The following is a 21222-nucleotide window of genomic DNA, read 5'->3' on the forward strand; positions in this document are numbered from 1 at the left end:
GGCCGATTGCGGTGGCGGGGCCGCTTCGGCACGGGGAAGAAGAGGCGCTGGGCGATCGCAGAGCCCCGATCGCCCAGCGCCGATTGCGGTCACCGGTCGGAGCACGAGCCGGTTTCCGCGCGACGGTTAATCCGTCGGCTTCACGGTGCGGCCCACTATCCGGCGCATGACGCCGGGCAGGAATCGCCGCATCAGGTAGAAGGGGTACGCCTGTCCGGGGAATACGAACAGCGGACTCTTCGGCTTGGCCAGGGCCTTTTCGAGCGCGTCGATGACGCCTTCGGGGCTCATGCCGCCGGTTCCGGCCAGCACCGATTCGTTCTCTTCGCGGACCTTGTCCAGGAAGGCGGTCTCGACCATGGGCGGGCAGAGCCCGAGCAGCCGCACGCCACTGTCCTGGAGTTCGTAGGCGAGGCTGTCGATGAACCCGATGACCGCGAATTTGGAGGCGGAGTAACCCGCCATACCGGGTGAGGGCAGCCAGCCCGCGACGGAGGCGAACAACACGACGGTGCCGGTCCGCGCCTGCTTCATGGCCGGGATGACGGCCTGGCACAGGTTGACGGTGCCGATGTAGTTGACGTCGATCATCTTGCGGATCTGCGCCACATCATGATTCAGCGCCGACGCGTGCACGTGGCACATGCCCGCCGCGTGCACCAGCCGGTCGATGGTTCCGAGTTCGCCGCGCACCTTCTCCACCACCGCGCGCACCTGTTCGGTATCGGAGACATCGCAGGTGTAGGTGGCCATATTCGGTGAGCGCCTTGCGGTTTCGGTCAGCCCGTCGGCGTTGAGGTCGACGGCCGCGACCTTCCAGCCAGCCGCGGCGAGCCGCTGGGCGACGATGCGGCCCATACCGCTGGCCGCGCCGGTGACGAGTGCGGTCTGGGTCATCGGGCCTCCCGGGTCGGCAGAACGGTGGTGGCATCGGCGAAAGTCATTGCGAGCGAGCCGATCCGGCTGCCGAAGAGCGCACCCCTGGGCAGGCCGAGGGCGCGTAGCTGCTGGGAGATCGGATGGTTGCCGAGTTCGACGCGTACGCCGCCGGGCCGTCCGCGCACGCCGCTCGGATTCATCACCCACGGTGTCCGGCGCAGAGTTCCATTGCGGTGGGTGTAGGCGTCGATGGATGCCCCGCCCGCGCCGCCGGGCATGGGCAGCCCGTTCGCGACCCGCATGCCGACCACGAATTCCCCGTCCACGCGCACATCGCACAGGTGTCCGCCGCGTACGGGGGTGATGTCGATATCGGCCATCAGTTTGGGGAAGCCCCAAATCGATTGTCCCGCTTCGCAGGTGAAGCTCTGGTTGACCGGCAGCCAGTGGATGTAGGCCCCGGTGCTGTCCTTGCGCCCGGGTTGGCGGGCCATGAGCGAGAAGGCGAATTCGTGGTACGGCCCGAGGTCTCCGTCGACGTAGCGGACGAAGGCGAGCGAGAGGATCGCCCGGCCCAGTACGGTGACCGGTTCCAGTCCGGCCGGTGCGAGCAGCTCGCGCGCCGCCGCGGTATCCGCGAAGAAGAGCGCGGAGGCGGCGTCGGCATGCCTGATCTCGACCGGCATCCGAACCTGTTCACCGAGTACGGTGTGCGCCGCTGCCATGTCAGAATTAGAACAGGTTCCTGTGATATTCGCCATCGATTCGGCCAAGGTATCTCGCTGATCGGACCCTGACGTGGCATTCGGTTCCATAACCGGTTATCGCACCTCGTGTGTGGGCTCGGCGGATTCCGCGTACGCCTTGGCCCAGCGGTAGTCGGGTTTTCCGCTGGGCGTGCGCGCCACGGTCTCGGTCACCCAGATGCGCCGGGGCAGTTTGTATCCGGCCAGATGTGCGCGCACATGATCCTCCAGTCCGGAGAAATCGATCCCGGCCGGAGCCGATACCACCGCGCCGACCAGCTGTCCCCAGCGCTCGTGCGCGATACCGATCACGACGGCGTCGTATACCGATTCGTGCGCCTTGACCACGGCCTCCACCTCTTCGGGGAAGACCTTCTCGCCGCCGGTGTTGATGACCATGTTCCCGCGCCCGATGAGCGTGATGGCCCCGTCCGCCTCGACCCGGGCCCGATCATCGGTGATGACCATGCGCTGCCCGTCCACCGTGCGAAACAGCTTGTCGGTCTTGACCGGATCCTTGTAGTAGCCGATCGGCACATTGCCGGTCTTGGCCAGCCAGCCCTGGCCGCCGGGCTCGACCGGTTGCCCGGCATCGTCCACCACCAGCGCGCCGCGTCCGGTGTTCACCCGCGGCCCGCGTCCCGGATCGTCGTCCTTCTGCGCGAATCCGATTCCGCCGAAACCGGTTTCGGAGGATCCGATGGATTCGGTGACGAGGGTGTTCGGAAACAGTTCCAGCAGTTCGTTTTTCACGGGCTGGGTGAGCTGTGCCGCACCGGACCCGATGGAGAACACCGAGGCGGCGTCCACGGGTGCGGCCCGGTAGGCGTCCACGAGCGGCCGGGCGATGGCGTCACCGGTGATGACCAGGATGTTCGGTCGCTCCCGCGCCACGGTCTGCCAGATGCGCGCCGGATCGAAGCGGGGTTCGAACAGCACGGTGTTGCCGGACCAGAGTGCGGTGAAGGTGGGCATCATGGCGGCGGCGTGGATCAGCGGCGGCAGCACGAACCAGCGCAGCGGCTGCTCCAGCGCCGCGCCCGCGCGGGACTGCTGGTACTCGTCCAGTACCGGTTCGCCGGTGTAGAAGTCGATGCCGCCGCCCAGGACCCGCCACATGTCCTCCTGCCGCCACATGACGCCCTTGGGGAGTCCGGTGGTGCCGCCGGTGTACATGATGAACAGGTCGTCGGCGCTGCGCTCCTCGAAATCCCTTTTCGGGGAGGAGTTTTCGAGCGCCTCCTCATACGACTGCGACAGGGTGGGCAGTCCGTCGCCGCCCTGATCGTCCTCGACCACGAGGCTGTGCCGCAGTTTCGGCAGTTGCGGCCGGACCGCCTCCAGCAGCGGGGCGTAACAGCGGTGGTGCACAACCATTTCCAGATCGGCGTTGTCGTAGACGTAGCGCAGTTCCTCGGCCTGATACCGGTAGTTGATATTGATCGGTACCGCGCGAATCTTGAAGCAGCCCAACAGCGTTTCGAGGGTTTCGATGCTGTTGTGCATATGGAAGCCGATATGGGTGCCGGGTCCGGCCCCGGCGGCGGCCAGGTGATGCGCCAGGCGATTGGCGCGCTCGTCGAGTTCGGCGAAGGTGCGCCGGCGTTCGCCCTCGATGACGGCGAGCCGGTCGGGTACCGCGTCGGCGGAGTGTTCGTAGAGGTCGGCGAAGTTGCGGGCCATGGGCGTTCGCTTTCTACAGGACGGTGAGCGGCAGGGGGATTCCCCGGTCGGTGAAGGAGAAGTCGGCTCCGGTGCTGAAGCGGGTGATGGCGACCTCGCCCGCCTCCCGGAAGGGTGTGGCGGACAGTCCGAATTCGACGGTCAGCGCGGTGTCGGTGACGCTTCGCACCCGGACCTCGAAACGCGGATTCACCCCGCGCGCAAGCGCGTTGAGCGCCTCGAGGTGGGTGTCGTCGACCAGTGCCGCCCAGGCCCCGTCCGCCACCGCGCCGCAGTCGCGGCCGAGCCGCAGCTCCACCGTCCGCTCCCCGCCGTGGGTTTCGCTGCTCACCTCGGCGTCGACGTAGTCCGCCGGATTCAGGGCCGGATGCAGTCGCAATACCTTGGCCAGCGCCGCCGCGTCATCGCCGAGCCCGAGCGCGAGGCGCAGGCGTTCGGCGGTGATTCCGGCGATTCCGATGAACTGCTTACGCGTGATGCCCAGGGCCACAGCCGAATCCGAACGTTCGGCGACCGCTCGGCGGAATCCGAGGGTGAGCAGGTGCTGTTGCAGGCACACCTCGTCGGCCATCCGGATCAATGCCGATCGGGAGAAGTCCGTGAATCGGAGATCGTTCAGCAGTGGTCCGGCGTAGTCGTGCCGCCCGTCGCCGTCCTGTTCGATCGCCGCCAATTCCACAGTCGCCGCGCGTGTTTCGGCCAATGCCAACGCGTCCGCCGGAGCCTCGAACGGCGGCTGCGACCGATCGATGGTCACCGTCCAGGCGCAGACCGGCGTCCGATCCGCGGGTACCCGGGGCGGTCGATGCAGCGGCCGCACGCGCGCATGGGGATTGGTGGCCAGTGCCGTGGCATCGAAGGTGGGGTCTTCGATGTGGTGGCACATGCCGACCACGTACTCCTCCCCCATGGGTTCCACATCGGCGAGCGCGCCGCAGTGGTCCAGGTGGAACGCGCCGTTGTCGTGATCGTCCACCCGGTAGCGGAAATCCATGAATTGCGGTGGCGCGCCGATATCGAGCTGGAAGCCCTTGAAGATGGCCACCACGCCGTCCCCGGTGATGCCGAGGGCGGCGCGCATGCGACGGGTGTAGATGGGTGAGGCCAGCCGCCATTCGTCGATGGCCACCCCGGTCATGCCCTCGCGCCCGAAAGCGCCGATGGCGTGGGCCATTCCGGAGCGGTCGATGAGATGCCCGCACAGCAGCAGTTCGGGTACCAGGATGGCCAGCTCGCCGCGGGTCAGCGAGCTGTATCGACTGTTCACCACAGTGACGCCGGGCCCTGTCCGACCGGATACCAGCCTTTGAGCGGTTCGCCCGAGACCGAGCGCTCGATCCGCTTCTGCATGCCCGAGGACAGCACGCCGCCGGAGATCATCTCCACGAAAAGCGCTGTGACATTGCCGAAGTCGAAGAAGTCGCGCTGCCACGACCACTGCCCGTCGCCGGCGTACCGGAACCAGCTGCCACCGATGCCCTCCGGGCTGTAGGGCCGTCCGTCGGCGCGGGTCTTCTCGTTGATCTGTTTCCAGAAGCCGATGACGCTGCCGCTGCGCTCGTCGACCACGAATTCCTGATAGGGGTAGGTCCACCCCTCCAGGCCGAACATCTCCTGTCCGAGTGCGATATCGCGGATCTCATCGCGCCCGACGGCCATGAATTCCTGGGTGGGCCCGTAGTTCCAGCCGTAGGTGGCGTCCGGGGTGTAGAAGTCGGCGAGGGGTTTCCAGTCGCCGAGCGCTTCGCAGCGCCGGTTCTCCTCCACCCAGCGGGTGATCATGTCGTCGAGTTCGGTGCGGGACCAGGCCATGATGATTCCTTCAATCGGCCGTGCTGTCGTCACGGAGTGCGAGCGCCTGGGTGGGGCAGTAGCGGACGGCGGTGCGGGCCGCTTCGAGATCGTCGCCGGGGTCGGCGCTGAGGATCTCGACCTGGCCCTGTTTGGGTACGCGGAAGAGCCCGGGGGCTTCGTCCTGGCAGACGGCGTGCCCCTGGCACAGATCGATGTCGACGACGATCCGCATGGCTATTCTCCTGAATTCTTGTTCGGCTCAGGCTCTTTGATCGGCGCTTCGGGCTGTACCTCGACCAGCACCAGGTGCGCGCCGCGCGGGGTGGAGACGACCGCGACGATGGCCGCGGCGATATCGGAGGCGCGCAGGAAGTGCGGGTGCCGGGCGAAACCCCATTTCACCCATTCCTCGAGCATGGGTCCGATGACCGCGGGGTCGGCGGTCATGCCCATTCCGGTGAGGGTCTGGCCCGGGCGCACGATGGAGGAGCGCACGCCGGTGCCCTCGAGTTCCATGCGCAATTGCCGGGCCAGGGCTTCGACGCCCATTTTCGCGGCGTTGTACGCGCCGACGCCGGGTCGCGCCCGGTCGGCGCAGTCCGAGCCGATGACCACGAAGTCGCCGCGCTGCCGTTCGATCATGCCGGGGATGAGCCGGTGCGCGAGTCGTTGCGCGCCCACCAGGTGCACCCGGACCTGGGATTCGAAGAGGTCGGGATCCATTGCCCAACCGGATGCGAATTCCAGGTCGCCGGCTCCGGAAACCACGATTTCGATCGGCCCGAGCGCGTTTTCGGCGGCGGTGACGAATTCGTCCACCGAGGCGGTATCGGAGACGTCGAGCCGGTGCGCGAAGGCTTCGCCACCGTCGGCGCGGATCTTCTCGGCGAGTTCCTCGCAGATCTCCACCCGCCGCGCGCCGAGCGCGACGGGATATCCCAGTTCCGCCAGGGCCGTTGCGGTGGCCGCGCCGATACCGGAGGAGGCCCCGGCGATCAGGACCGGCCGCCGCGCCGGATGCGGTGTGAACTTTGGCATTTACCGAACCTCCACTGTCACGGGCAATTTCGCGAAGCCGCGCACGTTCACCGAATGCACGCGTTCGCTGCCGGGCAGCAGGTCGTAGGACCGCACCCGATCGGTGAACTCGCGCAAGACGATTCCGGCCTCGAGCCGCGCCAGGTGCGCGCCGAGGCAGAAGTGCACGCCGCGGCCGAAGCTGATCAGGCCGCCCTTGTCGGCACGGTCGATGTCATAGCTGTCCGGATCGTGAAAGGCCGCCGTATCGCGATTGGCGGACCCGATGAGCAGCAGCACCTTCGAGCCCTGCGGAATGGTCCGCCCGTAGTACTCGAGATCCACCGCCGCGGTGCGCGCCAGGATCTGGCTCGACGCGTCGTAGCGCAGTGTCTCCTCGACCCAGTCGTCGACCAGATCCGGATGCGCGGCGACCTTGGCGTACTGCTCGGAATGCACTCCGGCCCAGTGCAATGCGTTGCCGAGCAGTTTGGTGGTGGTCTCGTTGCCCGCGACCACCATCAGGAACATGAAGCCGATGATCTCCTCATCGGTGAGCCGGTCCCCGTCGGCCTCGGCGTCCAGCAGTGCGGAGGTCAGGTCCTCGGTGCGCTGTTTGCGGCGCTGCGCGACCATCTCGGTGTAGTAGCCGAACAGCTGTAGCGCGGCCTCCATGGCGGGCACCGGCACATCGAGCACGCCTTCTTCGCGATGCAGCAGCACATCGGCGAGCCGGCGCAGTTCGGCGCGGTCGGCCTCGGGCACGCCGAGCAGTTCGGAGATGACATCCATGGGCAGTTTGCCCGCGACATCGTCGATCCAGTCGAAACTGCCCGCGGCCAGCGCGGGTTCGAGGTGTTGCAGGGTGATCTCGCGAATGCGATCGCCCATCTCGGTGACCCGGCGCGGGGTGAAGCCCTGGTACACGAGTTTGCGCAGGCGCAGGTGCCGCGGATCGTCCATGGCCAGGAAGGACATGGTGTGGTGCGCGTGCGGACCCCAGGCGGCGGGATCGAGCGAGACCCCGTTGGCGCTGGAGAGATTCACATTGTCACGGAATCCGGCGGCCACGTCGGCATGCCTGGACAGGGCCCAGAAGTCGAGGGTCGGATTGTGATAGAGCGGCGCTTCGGCGCGCAGGCGCTGATAGACCGGGTACGGGTCCTCATGGACGCCGTAGTCGTACGGGTCGAACAGCAGCGGCTCTAGGGAGGCTGCGGTCATGGTCTGTGCACCTCGTATTCGATAACACGTTCGTCGACTGTGACGGACGGCGCCCAACCCCTGGGACATCTGGCTGGACATGTGTCCGTACAGTACTGGCGCGGGGGCTGGCTGACAACGGGAATCGAAAATCGATACTCGGAACCAGTCTCGCAAACTGAAACATGTTCTTGCGTGTTTCCGAGGTCCGAACTTATAGTCCGTACACGTGTCCGGACAGCATGGGAGCTACCGTTGAGCCTGAGCAATCTCATTCCAGATGACGGGTCCCAATTGCTGATCGGGGGCAAGCTGGTACCCGGCGGGGCCGGTGTGTTCAGCAACCTCGATCCGGCGACCGGGGAGCAAATCGGCTGGGCGGCCAATGCCGATGCCGCCGATATGGATGCCGCCATCGCCGCCGCGCGGACCGCCTTCGACGACACCGACTGGTCCCGGAATCCGGCCTTCCGCGCGCACTGTCTGCGGCAGTTGCGCGACGCGCTGCGCGCCCATCTCGAGGACCTGCGCGAGATCACCATCGCCGAGGTCGGCGCGCCCCGCATGCTGACCGCCGGACCGCAGCTGGAGGGCCCGATCACCGATCTCGGCTACTTCGCCGATCTGGCCGAAAGCTATTCCTGGGAAACAGATCTCGGCGTGGCGTCGCCCATGGGCATCAAGAGCAGTCGCACGCTGCGGCGCGAGCCCATCGGCGTGGTCGGCGCGATCACCCCGTGGAATTTCCCGCATCAGATCAATTTCGCCAAGATCGGCCCGGCGCTGGCGGCGGGGGCCACGGTGGTACTCAAACCGGCCCCGGACACCCCGTGGTGCGCGGCGGCGGTGGGGCGAATCATCGCCGAGGAGACCGATATTCCGGCCGGGGTGATCAATATCGTCACCTCGGACGACCATGGCCTGGGGTCGCGGCTGGTCACCGATCCGCGCGTGGACATGATCTCGTTCACCGGATCGACGCGCACCGGCAAAGCCGTGATGACCGCTGCCGCACAGTCTTTGAAGAAGGTGTTCCTGGAGCTCGGCGGCAAATCGGCGTTCATCGTGCTGGATGACGCGGATCTGTCGGCGGCGGTGAGCTATGCGGCCTTCGGGGTGAGCGTGCACGCCGGACAGGGCTGCGCCATCAGCACCCGCCTGCTGGTGCCGCGCGAACGCTACGACGAGGCGGTCGAGATCGCCACGCGCGCTTTGCGGGGCATCCGGCCCGGCGATCCGAACAAGCCCGGAACCGTCTGCGGCCCACTGATTTCCGAACGCCAGCGCGGCACAGTCGAACGCTACCTGGACAGTGCGCGCAGCGAGGGCGGCACCGTCATCGGCGGTAACCGGCCCGATCGGCCCGGCTATTTCATCGAGCCCACTCTCATTGCGGGCCTGACCAATTCGGCGACCGTCGCACAGGAGGAGATCTTCGGCCCGGTGCTGGTGATCATCGCGCACGACGGCGATGACGATGCCGTGCGCCTGGCCAACGATTCCCCCTACGGCCTGTCCGGAACCGTATGGGGCACCGATACCGAGCGCGTCCGCACCGTGGTCGAGGGCGTGCGCACCGGCACCCTGAGCGTGAACGGCGGGATCTGGTATTCCGCCGACGCCCCCTTCGGCGGATACAAGCAATCCGGCATCGGCCGGGAAATGGGCATTGCCGGATTCGAGGAGTACCTCGAAACCAAACTTATCGCGACCGGCTGCTGAAGGAGCACGTCATGGCCCGATTCACCGATAGAACAGTCATTGTCACCGGAGCCGCGCAGGGCATCGGCGAGGAGTACGCGAAGGCACTCGCCGCCGAGGGCGCGAAAGTCGTTGTGGCCGACCTGAACACCGAACGCGGCACGGATGTCGCCAAGCGCATCACCGCCGACGGCGGTACCGCGGTCTTCCACGAAGTGGACGTGTCGAACCCCGAATCCGCGGCCGCCGTAGCGGAATTCACCCGCAACGAGTTCGGCCGCATCGACCACCTGGTCAACAACGCCGCCATCTACGGCACCATGAAACTGGACCTGCTGCTGTCCGTGCCGTGGGACTACTACAAGAATTTCATGGGCGTGAATCTGGACGGCGCGCTGAATATGACTCGCGCGGTGTGGAAGTCGATGCGCAAACAGGGCGGCGGCTCGATCGTGAACCAGTCCTCCACCGCCGCGTGGACGTACTCGGGCTTCTACGGATTGGCCAAGGCGGGCATCAACAGCCTCACCCAGCAGCTGGCACATGAGCTGGGCAGCGCGAACATTCGCATCAATGCCATCGCGCCCGGTCCCATCGACACCGAGGCCACCCGCTCCATCGTGCCGGAGCAGTTCGTGGACGAGATCGTCAAGGGCGCGGCCATCAAGCGGCTGGGCACGCCGGAGGATCTGGTCGGGGCCTGCCTGTACCTGCTCTCCGACGATGCCAAGTGGGTCACCGGCCAGGTGCTCAATGTCGATGGCGGAACGGTATTCCGAGCATGAGCGATACCGCGGTGGGATTCATCGGCCTGGGCAATATGGGCGCGCCCATGGCCAAACGGCTGCTCGCCCGGCCGGGCGGGCTGGTGGTCTGCGATATGCGGGCGGACGCGCTGACCCCCTTCGTCGACGGCGGTGCGACGGCCGCGGCATCGGCGGCCGAAGTCGCCGAGCGGTGCGCGGTGATCTCGGTGGTGGTGCTCGACGACGCCCAGGTGCGCTCGGTCGTGACCGGACCCGACGGCATGCTGCGCACCGCGAAGCCGGGCACCGTGATCGCGGTGCACTCGACCATCTCCGACACCACGGCGATCCAGCTCGCGGCCGAATGTGCCGAGCACGGTGTGGAATTCGTGGACGCCCCGATCAGTGGCGGCGCACCGGCCGCGCAGAAGGGTGGCCTCGCGATCATGGTGGGCGGTAGCGATACCGCCTTCCAGACCGTGCGCGGCCCGTTCTCCAGTTTCGCCTCGCTCATCGTGCACGCGGGCGAGGTCGGTGCGGGCACCCGAATGAAGCTGGCGCGCAACCTGCTTCACTTCATCGCTTTCACCGCCGCCGCCGAATCGCAGCGGCTGGCCGAGGCCGCCGGACTGGACATCACCGAACTCGGCAAGGTGGTGCGGCATTCCGATTCGCATACCGGCGGTCCGGGCGCGATCATGTTGCGCAACACCTCCGCACCGGTCGCCCAGGACGATTTCTGGTTCCCGATCCTGACGCACGTACGTGATCTCGGCGAGAAGGATCTCGCCCTCGCCCTCGATCTCGGCCGCCGGCTCGGCGTCGACCTGCCGCTCGCCGATCAGGCCCTGGGCGGCCTCGGTGACGGTCTCGGCGTCGGCCGCGGCGCAATCGCAAAGGAGCAGTGGTGAAATGACCGATGAACGCAGAGAACGCGGTCTGAAGAAGATGAGCGAGGTGTACGGCTGGGAGTTCCAGGACGGTCCGGGCGTGCACTTCGGTGTCACCGCGGATCACCTGTTCGCCGATATCTGGTCCCGCCCGGGGCTGTCCCTGCGCGATCGGCGACTGCTGCTGCTCGGCGCGGTCACCGCGCAGGGCCTGTTCGATATCGCGGAGATCCAGGTCGGCGCGGCGCTGCGCAATGACGAGCTGGACGAGGAGCAGCTGCACGAGATCGCGCTGTTCCTGTGCCACTACGTGGGCTGGCCCGCGGGCACCACCCTCGACGGCGTCGTTGGCAAGGCCGTCAAGGCACACAAGAAGCAATAGTCCTCCACCAGTTAGGAATTCCAAGACCATGGCCGATACCGCAACCGTGCGACCACTCCGGGCCAGTGAGGTGAGCTCCTGGGATCTCGAAGCCGAAGTGGTCGTCGTCGGCTTCGGCATTGCCGGGGTGTGCGCGTCCATCGAGGCGGCCCGGGCCGGGGCCGATGTGCTCGTGCTGGAACGCACCGGCGGATGGGGTGGCGCGGCCGCCCTGTCCGGCGGGTTCATCTACCTCGGCGGCGGTACGGCGCTGCAACGCAAGCTCGGGTTCGAGGACACTCCGGAGGAGATGGAGAAGTTCCTGACCGCCGCGCTCGGGCCGGGCGTGGACAAGGCCAAGATTCACGACTACTGCCGGGGCAGTGTCGAGCACTTCGACTGGCTGGTCGCCAATGGTGTGCCGTTCAACGAGGTGTTCTGGGGCGAACCCGCCTATGAGCCGCCCGCCGACGAGGGCCTGATGTTCTCCGGCGGCGAGAACTCCGCACCGTTCAACGCCATCGCCACCCCCGCGCCGCGCGGGCATCTGGCCTGGACCCGGGACAAGAAACTGGGTGAGAAGGGCGGCGGCTACATGCTGATGGAACCGCTCGCCCAGCAGGCCGAAAAGCTGGGTGTGCGACAGGAATTCGATGTCCGGCTGCAACGGCTCATCGTCGACGAGACCGGGCGCGTGGTCGGCGTCGCCGCCAAGCGGTACGGCAAGGAGCTGTTCGTGCGCGCCGAACGCGGTGTGGTGCTGGCGACCGGCAGCTTCGCCTACAACCACCAGATGGTGGAGCAGTACGCGCCCAAGATCCTCGGCCGCCCGGCCGCGACCGTCGAGGAACACGACGGCATCGGCATCCGGGTGGCGCAGGCGCTCGGCGCGGATCTGGCGCATATGGACGCCACCGAGGTCGCGCTGATCGCGGACCCGCAGGTGATCGCGCGCGGCATCCTGGTCAACGGGCACGGCCAGCGCTTCATCACCGAGGACACCTATCCGGGGCGCATGGGTCAGGCGGTGCTCCAGGATCAGGACAACAAGGCGTACCTGATCATCGACGAGGCGGCGCTGGAGGCGGCGTTCGAGACCAAATCCTCGATGAGCTTCCTGCGCATCGCGCCGACCTGGGTGGCCGAGACCATCGAGGAACTCGAAGGTGAGATGGGGTTGCCCGCGGGCACCCTGCAATCCACCATCGATCTGTACAACCGGCATGCCGAGCACGGCGAAGATCCGTTCCTGCACAAGAAGACCGAGTGGGTGAAGCCGATCAGCGCTCCGCTCGGCGCGTACGACCTGCGCGGATACACCGGCGGCTTCACGCTCGGTGGACTGCGCACCGATCTGGATTCGCGGGTGCTGCACGTCTCCGGCGAACCCATCGCGGGACTCTTCGCGGCGGGCCGGGTCTCCTCGGGCATCTGCGCGGGCGGTTACGCCAGCGGCTGTTCGCTGGGTGATGGAAGTTTCTACGGACGGCGCGCGGGTGTAGCCGCGGCCAAGGGCAACTGAGAGAGGTAGGCGCACATGCGATTCGGTATTGTTCTCTTCACCAGCGATCGCGGGATCACGCCCGCCGCTGCCGCCAAGGGGGCCGAGGACAACGGGTTCGACTCGTTCTTCGTGCCGGAGCACACCCATATTCCGGTGAAACGTGATGCGGCGCATCCGCTCACCGGAACTTCCGAACTTCCCGATGACCGGTACACCCGGACATTGGATCCGTGGGTCTCGCTGGCCACGGCCGCGGCGGTGACCTCGCGGATCGAATTGTCCACGGCGGTGGCGCTTCCCACCGAAAGCGATCCGATCACGCTAGCCAAGACCCTGGCGACGCTGGACCACCTGTCCGGTGGCCGCCTCACCCTCGGCGCCGGATTCGGCTGGAACACCGATGAACTCACCGATCACGGCGTGCCGGGCAATAAGCGGCGCACGGTGCTGCGCGAGTACATCGAGGCCATGCGCGCGCTGTGGACGCAGGAAGAGGCAAGCTACTCCGGCGATTTCGTATCGTTCGGGCCGAGCTGGGCCTGGCCCAAGCCGGTGCAGCCGCATATTCCGCTGCTGATCGGCGCGGGCGGCACCGAGAAGACCTTCAAGTGGATCGCGCGGACCGGTGACGGCTGGATCACCACGCCCGCCGAAACCGATGTCTCGGCGTCCACCGCCCTGCTCATGAAGATCTGGAAGGAAGCCGGACGCGAGGGCGCGCCGCGCGTGGTGGCGCTGGACTTCAAGCCCGATGCGGACAAGCTCGCCCGCTGGGCCGAGGCCGGTGTGACCGATGTGCTGTACGGACTGCCGGACAAGCCGGAGGCCGATGTGCTGGCCTATCTGGAACGGCTGGCGGGCAAACTCGAGCCGATCCGTAACGCCTGACCGCGCACGGAGCGATCGTTACCTGAAAGACACACGCCCCCAGTAGATTTCGCTGCGGCCGAGGAAAGGTGTGCCCGTGCGTATTGCCCTGCTGTCCTATCGCAGCAAAACCCACTGCGGCGGACAAGGGGTATACGTCCGGTACCTCAGTCGCGGACTGGCCGAACTCGGGCACGAGGTCGAGGTGTTCTCCGGACAGCCGTATCCGGAGCTCCTCGACCCGCGCGTGCGGCTCACCGAGGTGCCGAGCCTGGACCTGTACCGGGACGAGGATCCATTCCGCACGCCGCGACCGTCGGAGATCCGGGATCGCACCGATCTGCTGGAGGTCGCCACCATGTGGACGGCCGGATTCCCGGAGCCGCGCACCTTCAGCACCCGCGCCGCGCGCATACTGCGTTCCCGGACAGCGGATTTCGATGTGGTGCACGATAATCAATGCCTCGGCTACGGGCTGCTGGACATCGCCCGGCACCTGCCGCTGGTGGCGACCATCCACCATCCGATCACCCGGGACCGGGCGGTCGACCTCGCCGCCGCGCCGTGGCGGCGAAAACCGTTCGTGCGCAGGTGGTATGGCTTCCTCGGCATGCAGGAGCGGGTCGCCCGGCGGATTCCGGAACTGATCACGGTCTCGTCCTCGTCGGCGACCGATATCGTCCAGGACTTCGGGGTGCGCCCGGAGCAGGTGCGCACCGTGCCGCTCGGCGTGGACACCGAACTCTTCCGGCCGCACGCGGAGCCGCGCGTGCCGGGCCGGATAGTGGCGGTGGCCAGTGCCGACAAACCGCTCAAGGGCATCGCGCACCTGCTCAATGCCATTGCCCGCCTGCGAATCACACACGATCTCGAACTCCGGCTGGTCGCCAAGCTGGAGACGGACGGCCCGACCGAGAAATTGATCGCCGAACTCGGTCTCGCCGATATCGTCACCGCCGTCAGCGGGCTCGACGACGCGGAACTCGCGCGCCTGCTGGCCTCGGCCGAGATCGCCTGCATCCCTTCGCTGTACGAGGGTTTCTCACTGCCCGCCGTGGAAGCCATGGCCAGCGGCACACCCCTGGTGGCCAGCCGCGCGGGCGCACTGCCCGAGGTGGTCGCGGACTGCGCGGAACTGGTCGAGCCCGGCAATGTGGATGACCTGACCCGCGCCCTCGGCGCACTGCTCGACTCCCCCGCGCAGCGGCAACGCCTGAGCCGGGCGGGCCGCGAGCGCGCCCTCACCGTCTTCAGCTGGGAAGCCGTTGCCGCGCAAACGGTTTCCATCTACGAACATGCCATCGCACGCCATCAGGAGGCCCTTTCATGCTGACCGTCGACTTCGACCGCCTGGGCATCGGCCCGGGCACCCGCGTCATCGATGTGGGGTGCGGGGCCGGACGGCATTCCTTCGAGGCGTATCGGCGCGGCGCCGACATCGTGGCGTTCGATCAGAACGGCAGCGACCTCGCCGATGTGGACACCATGTTCCACGCCATGGCGGAGGCGGGCGAAGCGCCCGAGTACGCGAAGGCCGAGACGGTCCGCGGTGATGCCCTCGACCTGCCGTACGGTGACGGCGAATTCGACGTGGTGATCGCCTCGGAGATCCTCGAGCACATTCCGCAGGACGGCGCGGCCATCGCCGAACTGGCGCGCGTGCTCAAACCCGGTGGCGCACTGGCCGTTACGGTCCCGCGCTGGCTGCCCGAACGCATCTGCTGGGCGCTGTCCGACGAATATCACGCCAATGAGGGCGGGCACGTGCGCATCTACCGCGCCGACGAATTGCGCGACAAGATCACCGCACGGGGTTTGCGATTTATCCACAGGGCGCACGCACACGCCCTGCACTCGCCGTACTGGTGGCTCAAATGCGCGGTGGGCGTCAATAACGACAGGCATCCCGCGGTGTCGATGTATCACCGAATGCTGGTGTGGGACATGATGTCCGCGCCGCAGCTGACCCGCACCACCGAACGCCTGCTGGACCCGCTGATCGGCAAGAGCGTGGCGCTGTACTTCGCGAAGCCCGCGGTCCGCCGTGCCCATCGCTGAGCTACCCGCGGTCCCCGGCGTCCTGTCCGCCCGGGACTGCCTGCGCACCGCCGAATCCATCGCGGCCACCCAGGAATCCGACGGCGCGCTGCCCTGGTTCACCGGCGGCCACACCGACCCGTGGGACCACATCGAGAACGCCATGGCGCTGACCATCGCGGGCCTGTGGGATCAGGCCCGCGACGCCTATCGCTGGTCCGCGAAAACCCAGCGCGCGGACGGCTCCTGGCCGATGCAGTTCCGCGCGGGCGTCATCGAGAACGCCGACGCCGACACCAATTTCTGCGCCTATATCGCCACCGGCGTCCTGCACTTCCTCACCAGCACGGACGATTCCGAATTCGCGCGGGAGATGTGGCCGACGGTCCGCGCCGCCATCGATTTCGTCCTGTCCCTGCAACAGGGCGAATTCGGCGAAATCCACTGGTCCCTGGGCCCCGGCGGCTCCTCCGGCGAAGCCCTGCTCACCGGCTGCTCCAGCATCTTCCACAGCCTGCGCTGCGCGCTGTCCCTGGCCGATCAGCTCGACGATCCGCAACCCTCCTGGGAGGTGGCGGCGCTGCGCCTGGGCCATGCCCTGCGCGACCATCCCGAGGCGTTCCTGGACAAGAGCCGCTACTCCATGGATTGGTACTACCCCATCCTCGGCGGCGCGATTCGGGGCCGCACCGCCTACGACCGAATCACCTCCCGCTGGGAGGATTTCGTCGTCCCCACCCTCGGCATCCGCTGCGTCTCCGACCAGCCGTGGGTCACCGGCGCGGAGACGTGCGAACTGGTGCTGGCCCTGGATGCCCTGGGCGACAACCGCCGGGCCCGCCAGCTCTTCATCAACATGCAGCACCTGCGGGAGCCGGACGGCTCCTACTGGACCGGCCTGGTCTTCACCGATGGCAAACGCTGGCCCGAGGAACGCACCACCTGGACCGCGGCCGCCACCCTGCTGGCCGCCGATGCCCTGACCCGAACCACCCCGGCCAACAACATCTTCCGCGATCTGCTCCGCCCGACCCGGATCACCGCGAGCCACTGCGCCTGCGCCACCACGCCGACGCACTGAGGGCGGTCAGTTGCAGGCGGCGTTGCGCTGCAGAATGCGCAGCGACCCGGTGACGGACAGTTCGCGGAACTTTCCGGAGTCGAGCGCCCGGCGGTAGATGTGGTACGGGGCCTGCCCGCCGTCCGCCGGGTCCGGGAAAACGTCGTGGATGGCGAGCAGGCCGCCACCCGCCACCCAGTGCGTCCAGTTGTCGTAATCGCGCTGGGCGGCTTCCTCGGTGTGCCCGCCGTCGATGAACAGCAGGCGCAGCGGGGTGCGCCAGAAACGCGCCGCGGTGGCGGAGGAACCGATGACGCCGATGACGGTTTCGGTGAGGCCCGCTCGAATCATGGTGCGGCGGAACGTGGTCGAGGTGTCGAAGACGCCGGTCTCGGGATCGATCAGCGTCGGGTCGTGGTATTCCCAGCCCGGCTGATGTTCCTCGGAGCCGCCGTGGTGGTCGACGGTGAAGACGACGGCACCGGTTTCGCGGGCGGCCGCGCCCAGATAGATCGCGGATTTGCCGCAGTAGGTGCCGATTTCGAGAATCGCGCCGTCACCCGCGTAGTCGCGGGCCGCTTCGTACAGCGCGCGGCCTTCTTCCGGCGGCATGAATCCGATGGCCTGTTCGGCGAGCGCGAACAATGCGGCGGTGTCGGCGGAAATGTCGGCCTGAGTCATCCGAAAACCTTTCTGGGGCGCGCGCATTGATACGGATTGCGTATCGGCGAGTTGCCCGGAGAGCAGCGCCATAGTAGCATCCGGACACGTGTCTGATTCTCTTTCCGACCGCCCGGTCGTAAACATGGAGGCCACCCGCCGCCGCCTTACCGAGAAGCAGGCCGAGACCGTCGACCGGCTCACCCGGGCGGCGATGGAGGTGCTCTCGCGCGAGGGGTTCGCGGGTCTCACGGTGCGCATGGTGGCATCGGCCGCCGGGGTGGGCACCGCCACCGCCTACACCTACTTCTCGTCCAAGGAACACCTGGTCGCGGAGATGTTCTGGCGACGCCTGGCCGCCACCCCCGCACCCGATCTCGCGGATGCGGACAGCACCGAGCGGGCGGTCGCGGTGCTGCGGCAGATCGCCATGCTGGTGGCCGACGAACCCGCACTGGCGGGTGCGGTGACCAGCGCCCTGCTCGGCACCGATCCCGATGTGGCGCATCTGCGGCTGCGCATCGGCAGCGAGATCCGGCAGCGGCTGATCAACGCGCTCGGCTCGGACAGCGACCTCGAAATGGTGGAGACGCTGGAATTGCTGTACGCGGGCGCACTGGTGCGCGCGGGCATGGGTTACGCCTCCTATGCCGAAATCGCGGACCGGCTGGAGAAGGCCGCACTGCACGCACTGCGCGGCTGACCTTCGACCGCACCCGCACTTTTCCCGAAATCGTTTATCCCCCACTGAAATCTCTTGCCGCGCCCGCACGCCGGTAGTACTGTCCAGACAGGTGTCTACTCCAGCGCGGGAGGTATTCCGATGACCCCGGTCACACCCCGGCCGGTCTCGGGCGGCGAGCACGAGCACGGCCATCTCGAAGAGTTCCGGACCGATCCCATCGCCCTGATGACGCGGGTGCGCGCCGAATGCGGTGATATCGGCTCGTTCCGACTCGCCACCCGGGATGTGATCCTGCTGTCCGGCGCGCGGGCCAACGAATTCTTCTTCCGGGCGGGTGACGAGGATCTGGATCAGGCCGCCGCCTATCCGTTCATGAAGCCCATCTTCGGCGCGGGCGTGGTGTTCGACGCACCGCCGGAACGTCGCAAGGAAATGTTGCACAACACCGCGTTACGCGGCGATCAGATGCGCGGGCACGCCACCACCATCGCCCGCGAAGTGGATCGCATGCTGGCGTCCTGGGGTGATGCGGGCGAGATCGATCTGCTCGAATTCTTCGCCGAGCTGACCATCTACACCTCCTCGGCCTGTCTCATCGGCACCAAGTTCCGCGAGGAGCTGGACGACCGCTTCGCGCACCTCTATCACGAGCTGGAGCGCGGCACCGACGCCTACTGCTACGTGGACCCGAACGCCGATATCGAGAGCTTCCGCCGCCGCGATGCGGCCCGGCATCAATTGGTGAAACTGGTGCGGCACATCATGGCGGGCAGGCTCGCGAATCCCGCACGGGGCAAAGACGATCGGGACATGCTCGATGTGCTGGTGTCGGTGCCGGACGAGCAGGGCAACCCCCGGTTCTCGGCCAGTGAGATCACCGGGATCTTCATCTCGATGATGTTCGCCGGGCATCACACCACCTCCGGCACCGCCGCCTGGACGATCATCGAACTGCTGCGCAATCCGGAAGTGCTCGGCAGTGTGGTGGCCGAACTGGATGAGCTGTACGCCGACGGCGCGGATGTGAGTTTCCATGCGCTGCGCCGGATTCCGCGATTGGAAGCGGTACTCAAGGAAGTACTGCGCATGCATCCGCCGCTCATCATCCTGATGCGCGTGGCGCAGGACGAGTTCGAGGTGTGCGGGCATCGCATCGCGCCCGGCGATCTGGTGGCGGCGACACCCGCTGTCTCCAACCGGATTCCGGCGGATTTCCCGAATCCGGATACCTTCGATCCGGCCCGCTATCTCGACCCGAATCAGGAGGATCTGGTCAATCGCTGGACCTGGATCCCGTTCGGCGCGGGCCGCCACCGCTGTGTCGGCGCGGCCTTCGCCCTCATGCAGTTGAAGGCGATTTTCTCGATTCTGCTGCGCGACTGGGAGTTCGAACTCTCCCAGCCGTCGGACAGCTACCGCAACGACCATTCGAAAATGGTCGTGCAGTTGGAACAGCCGTGTGCGGTGCGTTATCGCAGGCGCACGCGTTAGACCGCACTCTCGATCGCCGCGATGACCGAGGGGTCGGTGGGCTCGGTGCGCGGGCGGATACGCGCCAGCACCGAGCCGTCGCGGCCGATCAGGAACTTCTCGAAGTTCCACTGCACGTCACCGGCGGTGCCGTCGGCATCGGCGGCCTGAGTGAGCTCGCGGTAGATGGGGTGCGCGCCGTCACCGTTCACCTCCAGCTTCTCCAGCAGCGGGAAGTCCACACCGTAGGTGGCGGAACAGAATTCGGCGATCTCCTCGGCGGTGCCGGGTTCCTGGCCCATGAACTGGTTACTCGGCGCGCCGATCACGGTGAAACCGCGGTGGCCGAAGGCGTTCTGGAGTTCCACCAGGCCGTTGTACTGCGGGGTCAGACCGCATTTGGAGGCCACGTTGACCAGCAGCACCACCTTGTCGCCGGCCAGCTCGGCGAGGGTGGTGGGCTTGTCGTCCAGGGTCTGTACGGGAATTTCGCGAAGTGAGGTCACATTCGCATAGTAGAACGGGTTCGCCGCGAACAGCCGCTCACCCGTAGTTGACCGGCCAGTGTTTGATCCCATTGATCCACCCCGCGCGCAACCGTTGCGGTGGTTCGACCTCGGTGATATTCGGCATGACATCGGCGATGGCATTGAACATCAGATCGATTTCCAGGCGGGCCAGATTCGCGCCCACGCAGAAGTGCGCACCGGTACCGCCGAATCCGACATGCGGATTGGGATCGCGCAGCACATCGAACGAGAACGGATCGTGGAACACGTCTTCGTCGAAATTGGCGGAGCTGTAGAACAATCCGACCCGATCGCCCGCGCTGATCGCCTGTCCGCCGAGTTCGGTATCGCTCAGCGCGGTGCGCTGGAATGAGGTGACCGGCGTCGCCCAGCGCACGATTTCATCGGGTGCGGTGCGCGGGCGCTTTTCCCGGTACAGCTCCCACTGTTCCGGATTGTCGACGAATGCCTTCATCCCGTGCGTAATGGCATTGCGGGTGGTTTCATTGCCCGCCACCGACAGCAGGATGACGAAGAAGCCGAATTCGTCCGAACCCAGTGCCTCACCGTCGATATCGGCGGTCACCAACTGCGTGACGATATCGTCCATCGGGCAGGCGCGGCGCTGTTCGGCCAGGTTGTAGGCGTATCCGAGCAGTTCGGCATTGGCCTGCATATTGGCCCCGGCGAACTCCGGATCATCGAAGTTCAACAGCTGATTGGACCAGTGGAACAGCTTGTGCCGATCATCCTGCGGCACCCCGAGCAGTTCGGCGATGGCCTGCAACGGAAGCTCGGAGGCCACCTGCTCGACGAAATCGCCGCCTCCGGTGTCCTTCGCCTCCGCGACGATCGCCGCGGCGCGCTCGGTGAGCGCCTTGCGCAAACCCTCCACCGCGCGCGGGGTGAAGCCCTGCGAGACGATGCGCCGAATCTTGGTGTGTTTGGGCGGATCCATATTGATCAGCAACGCGTTTCGTGACAGCTCCAGCTGTTCCGGTAGCGAATCCGCAGGCATCCGGATGATGGAACCCTTTTCATGCGAGGACCAGAGTTCCGGTCTCCGGGATATCTCCTTGACATCCTCGTACCGGGTGATGGCCCAGAATCCCGCGTCGGTGAACGGGGCCGCCTGTTCGGGCGTCTGGGCATTCCACCAGACCGGTGCGGTGCGCCGCAGCGCGGCGAACTCCTGCGCGGGACTGTGATCAGCCCACAGCGCCGGATCGGTGAAATCGAAACCTGCCGGTAGCGACGGAACAGTCATTGTTCCTCCTCGCGCGTATTGCCGTCATGATCGCAAAACTGAAACGCGTTTCATGTGAATTGAACCACGTACGGGCTGCTCCTACCATGGTTTCGACGGGCCGAACCCGCCCCGGCAGCAACCGACGAGGCCAGCTAATACGC

General features: G+C 66.7%; 22 protein-coding genes. 11 read left to right on the forward strand and 11 right to left on the reverse strand.

Translation table 11 applies throughout. The features are described from left to right. Window positions 1-126 precede the first annotated feature (126 nt). The 8 genes from ACFVUS_RS19550 to ACFVUS_RS19585 form a co-directional block, all read right to left on the reverse strand. A complete protein-coding gene (locus ACFVUS_RS19550; RefSeq protein WP_387767830.1) occupies window positions 127-897 on the reverse strand; it encodes an SDR family NAD(P)-dependent oxidoreductase in 771 nt (256 codons plus the stop codon). Further along, complete coding sequence (locus tag ACFVUS_RS19555; RefSeq protein WP_387767833.1) at window positions 894-1604, reverse strand: acetoacetate decarboxylase family protein; 711 nt, start codon at window positions 1602-1604, stop codon at window positions 894-896. Before ACFVUS_RS19555 ends, ACFVUS_RS19550 begins: the two co-directional genes overlap by 4 nt. Window positions 1605-1700: 96 nt before the next feature. Next, window positions 1701-3308: an acyl-CoA synthetase gene (locus tag ACFVUS_RS19560; protein ID WP_387767836.1), complete on the reverse strand. Its 1608-nt coding sequence runs from the start codon at window positions 3306-3308 to the stop codon at window positions 1701-1703. Window positions 3309-3321: 13 nt separating this feature from the next. Beyond that, the gene (locus ACFVUS_RS19565; RefSeq protein WP_387767839.1) at window positions 3322-4578 is read right to left on the reverse strand and encodes a hypothetical protein; all 1257 of its coding nucleotides are present in this window, start codon (window positions 4576-4578) and stop codon (window positions 3322-3324) included. Continuing rightward, window positions 4572-5120: a nuclear transport factor 2 family protein gene (locus tag ACFVUS_RS19570; protein WP_387767842.1), complete on the reverse strand. Its 549-nt coding sequence runs from the start codon at window positions 5118-5120 to the stop codon at window positions 4572-4574. Before ACFVUS_RS19570 ends, ACFVUS_RS19565 begins: the two co-directional genes overlap by 7 nt. Window positions 5121-5130: 10 nt before the next feature. Next, on the reverse strand, window positions 5131-5334 hold the full coding sequence (locus tag ACFVUS_RS19575; RefSeq protein ID WP_364637481.1) for a ferredoxin: 204 nt from the start codon (window positions 5332-5334) through the stop codon (window positions 5131-5133). Window positions 5335-5336: 2 nt separating this feature from the next. Continuing rightward, window positions 5337-6140, reverse strand: a complete 804-nt coding sequence (locus tag ACFVUS_RS19580; RefSeq protein ID WP_387767846.1) for an SDR family oxidoreductase — start codon at window positions 6138-6140, stop codon at window positions 5337-5339. Next, on the reverse strand, window positions 6141-7343 hold the full coding sequence (locus tag ACFVUS_RS19585) for a cytochrome P450 (RefSeq protein WP_387767849.1): 1203 nt from the start codon (window positions 7341-7343) through the stop codon (window positions 6141-6143). A 240-nt stretch (window positions 7344-7583) separates the two neighbouring features. On the opposite strand from ACFVUS_RS19585, the gene ACFVUS_RS19590 reads away from it, so the two are divergent. The 9 genes from ACFVUS_RS19590 (at window position 7584) to ACFVUS_RS19630 (ending at window position 16509) form a co-directional block, all read left to right on the forward strand. Further along, window positions 7584-9044: an aldehyde dehydrogenase gene (locus ACFVUS_RS19590; protein ID WP_387770017.1), complete on the forward strand. Its 1461-nt coding sequence runs from the start codon at window positions 7584-7586 to the stop codon at window positions 9042-9044. A gap of 11 nt (window positions 9045-9055) precedes the next feature. After that, a complete protein-coding gene (locus ACFVUS_RS19595) occupies window positions 9056-9808 on the forward strand; it encodes an SDR family oxidoreductase (protein ID WP_387767852.1) in 753 nt (250 codons plus the stop codon). After that, entirely contained in the window at window positions 9805-10680 is an 876-nt protein-coding gene (locus ACFVUS_RS19600) for an NAD(P)-dependent oxidoreductase (protein WP_387767855.1), read from the forward strand. The genes ACFVUS_RS19595 and ACFVUS_RS19600 overlap by 4 nt, the downstream gene beginning before the upstream one ends. A gap of 1 nt (window position 10681) precedes the next feature. Next, window positions 10682-11041: a carboxymuconolactone decarboxylase family protein gene (locus ACFVUS_RS19605; protein ID WP_387767858.1), complete on the forward strand. Its 360-nt coding sequence runs from the start codon at window positions 10682-10684 to the stop codon at window positions 11039-11041. 28 nt (window positions 11042-11069) lie between these two features. Further along, window positions 11070-12542, forward strand: a complete 1473-nt coding sequence (locus ACFVUS_RS19610) for an FAD-dependent oxidoreductase (protein WP_387767861.1) — start codon at window positions 11070-11072, stop codon at window positions 12540-12542. A gap of 15 nt (window positions 12543-12557) precedes the next feature. Beyond that, window positions 12558-13412: an LLM class F420-dependent oxidoreductase gene (locus ACFVUS_RS19615; protein ID WP_375962171.1), complete on the forward strand. Its 855-nt coding sequence runs from the start codon at window positions 12558-12560 to the stop codon at window positions 13410-13412. A 76-nt stretch (window positions 13413-13488) separates the two neighbouring features. Beyond that, window positions 13489-14724: a glycosyltransferase family 4 protein gene (locus ACFVUS_RS19620; RefSeq protein ID WP_387767864.1), complete on the forward strand. Its 1236-nt coding sequence runs from the start codon at window positions 13489-13491 to the stop codon at window positions 14722-14724. Beyond that, window positions 14718-15449: a class I SAM-dependent methyltransferase gene (locus ACFVUS_RS19625; RefSeq protein WP_387767867.1), complete on the forward strand. Its 732-nt coding sequence runs from the start codon at window positions 14718-14720 to the stop codon at window positions 15447-15449. Before ACFVUS_RS19620 ends, ACFVUS_RS19625 begins: the two co-directional genes overlap by 7 nt. Beyond that, window positions 15436-16509 (forward strand): prenyltransferase, encoded by a 1074-nt coding sequence (locus ACFVUS_RS19630; protein WP_387767870.1) that lies wholly within the window; start codon window positions 15436-15438, stop codon window positions 16507-16509. Before ACFVUS_RS19625 ends, ACFVUS_RS19630 begins: the two co-directional genes overlap by 14 nt. A gap of 6 nt (window positions 16510-16515) precedes the next feature. Here the strand turns inward: ACFVUS_RS19630 and ACFVUS_RS19635 are convergent, their stop codons facing one another. Next, complete coding sequence (locus tag ACFVUS_RS19635; protein ID WP_387767873.1) at window positions 16516-17169, reverse strand: class I SAM-dependent methyltransferase; 654 nt, start codon at window positions 17167-17169, stop codon at window positions 16516-16518. 124 nt (window positions 17170-17293) lie between these two features. Here ACFVUS_RS19635 and ACFVUS_RS19640 point away from each other — a divergent pair, with 124 nt between their 5' ends. Together ACFVUS_RS19640 and ACFVUS_RS19645 are read left to right on the forward strand one after the other, a co-directional pair. Further along, complete coding sequence (locus ACFVUS_RS19640; protein WP_387770020.1) at window positions 17294-17851, forward strand: TetR/AcrR family transcriptional regulator; 558 nt, start codon at window positions 17294-17296, stop codon at window positions 17849-17851. Between the two features lie 120 nt (window positions 17852-17971). Beyond that, window positions 17972-19324, forward strand: coding sequence for a cytochrome P450 (locus ACFVUS_RS19645; RefSeq protein WP_387767876.1), 1353 nt, complete (start codon window positions 17972-17974; stop codon window positions 19322-19324). On the opposite strand, the gene ACFVUS_RS19650 is transcribed toward ACFVUS_RS19645, so the two are convergent. Next, window positions 19321-19809 (reverse strand): glutathione peroxidase, encoded by a 489-nt coding sequence (locus ACFVUS_RS19650; RefSeq protein WP_387767879.1) that lies wholly within the window; start codon window positions 19807-19809, stop codon window positions 19321-19323. The genes ACFVUS_RS19645 and ACFVUS_RS19650 overlap by 4 nt on opposite strands. Window positions 19810-19846: 37 nt before the next feature. Then, the gene (locus tag ACFVUS_RS19655) at window positions 19847-21079 is read right to left on the reverse strand and encodes a cytochrome P450 (protein ID WP_387767882.1); all 1233 of its coding nucleotides are present in this window, start codon (window positions 21077-21079) and stop codon (window positions 19847-19849) included. Window positions 21080-21222 lie beyond the last annotated feature (143 nt).

Origin of the sequence: Nocardia sp. NPDC058058 (genome assembly GCF_042885355.1) — a bacterium.
Lineage (GTDB): Bacteria > Actinomycetota > Actinomycetes > Mycobacteriales > Mycobacteriaceae > Nocardia.

Excerpts from the sequence above, each read along its gene's own strand:
- ACFVUS_RS19550 (WP_387767830.1), bottom strand. The coding sequence starts at position 897 with ATGACCCAGACCGCACTCGTCACCGGCGCGGCCAGCGGTATGGGCCGC.
- ACFVUS_RS19555 (WP_387767833.1), bottom strand. The coding sequence starts at position 1,604 with ATGGCAGCGGCGCACACCGTACTCGGTGAACAGGTTCGGATGCCGGTC.
- ACFVUS_RS19560 (WP_387767836.1), bottom strand. The coding sequence starts at position 3,308 with ATGGCCCGCAACTTCGCCGACCTCTACGAACACTCCGCCGACGCGGTA.
- ACFVUS_RS19570 (WP_387767842.1), bottom strand. The coding sequence starts at position 5,120 with ATGGCCTGGTCCCGCACCGAACTCGACGACATGATCACCCGCTGGGTG.
- ACFVUS_RS19575 (WP_364637481.1), bottom strand. The coding sequence starts at position 5,334 with ATGCGGATCGTCGTCGACATCGATCTGTGCCAGGGGCACGCCGTCTGC.
- ACFVUS_RS19580 (WP_387767846.1), bottom strand. The coding sequence starts at position 6,140 with ATGCCAAAGTTCACACCGCATCCGGCGCGGCGGCCGGTCCTGATCGCC.
- ACFVUS_RS19585 (WP_387767849.1), bottom strand. The coding sequence starts at position 7,343 with ATGACCGCAGCCTCCCTAGAGCCGCTGCTGTTCGACCCGTACGACTAC.
- ACFVUS_RS19595 (WP_387767852.1), top strand. The coding sequence starts at position 9,056 with ATGGCCCGATTCACCGATAGAACAGTCATTGTCACCGGAGCCGCGCAG.
- ACFVUS_RS19600 (WP_387767855.1), top strand. The coding sequence starts at position 9,805 with ATGAGCGATACCGCGGTGGGATTCATCGGCCTGGGCAATATGGGCGCG.
- ACFVUS_RS19605 (WP_387767858.1), top strand. The coding sequence starts at position 10,682 with ATGACCGATGAACGCAGAGAACGCGGTCTGAAGAAGATGAGCGAGGTG.
- ACFVUS_RS19610 (WP_387767861.1), top strand. The coding sequence starts at position 11,070 with ATGGCCGATACCGCAACCGTGCGACCACTCCGGGCCAGTGAGGTGAGC.
- ACFVUS_RS19615 (WP_375962171.1), top strand. The coding sequence starts at position 12,558 with ATGCGATTCGGTATTGTTCTCTTCACCAGCGATCGCGGGATCACGCCC.
- ACFVUS_RS19625 (WP_387767867.1), top strand. The coding sequence starts at position 14,718 with ATGCTGACCGTCGACTTCGACCGCCTGGGCATCGGCCCGGGCACCCGC.
- ACFVUS_RS19635 (WP_387767873.1), bottom strand. The coding sequence starts at position 17,169 with ATGACTCAGGCCGACATTTCCGCCGACACCGCCGCATTGTTCGCGCTC.
- ACFVUS_RS19640 (WP_387770020.1), top strand. The coding sequence starts at position 17,294 with ATGGAGGCCACCCGCCGCCGCCTTACCGAGAAGCAGGCCGAGACCGTC.
- ACFVUS_RS19645 (WP_387767876.1), top strand. The coding sequence starts at position 17,972 with ATGACCCCGGTCACACCCCGGCCGGTCTCGGGCGGCGAGCACGAGCAC.
- ACFVUS_RS19655 (WP_387767882.1), bottom strand. The coding sequence starts at position 21,079 with ATGACTGTTCCGTCGCTACCGGCAGGTTTCGATTTCACCGATCCGGCG.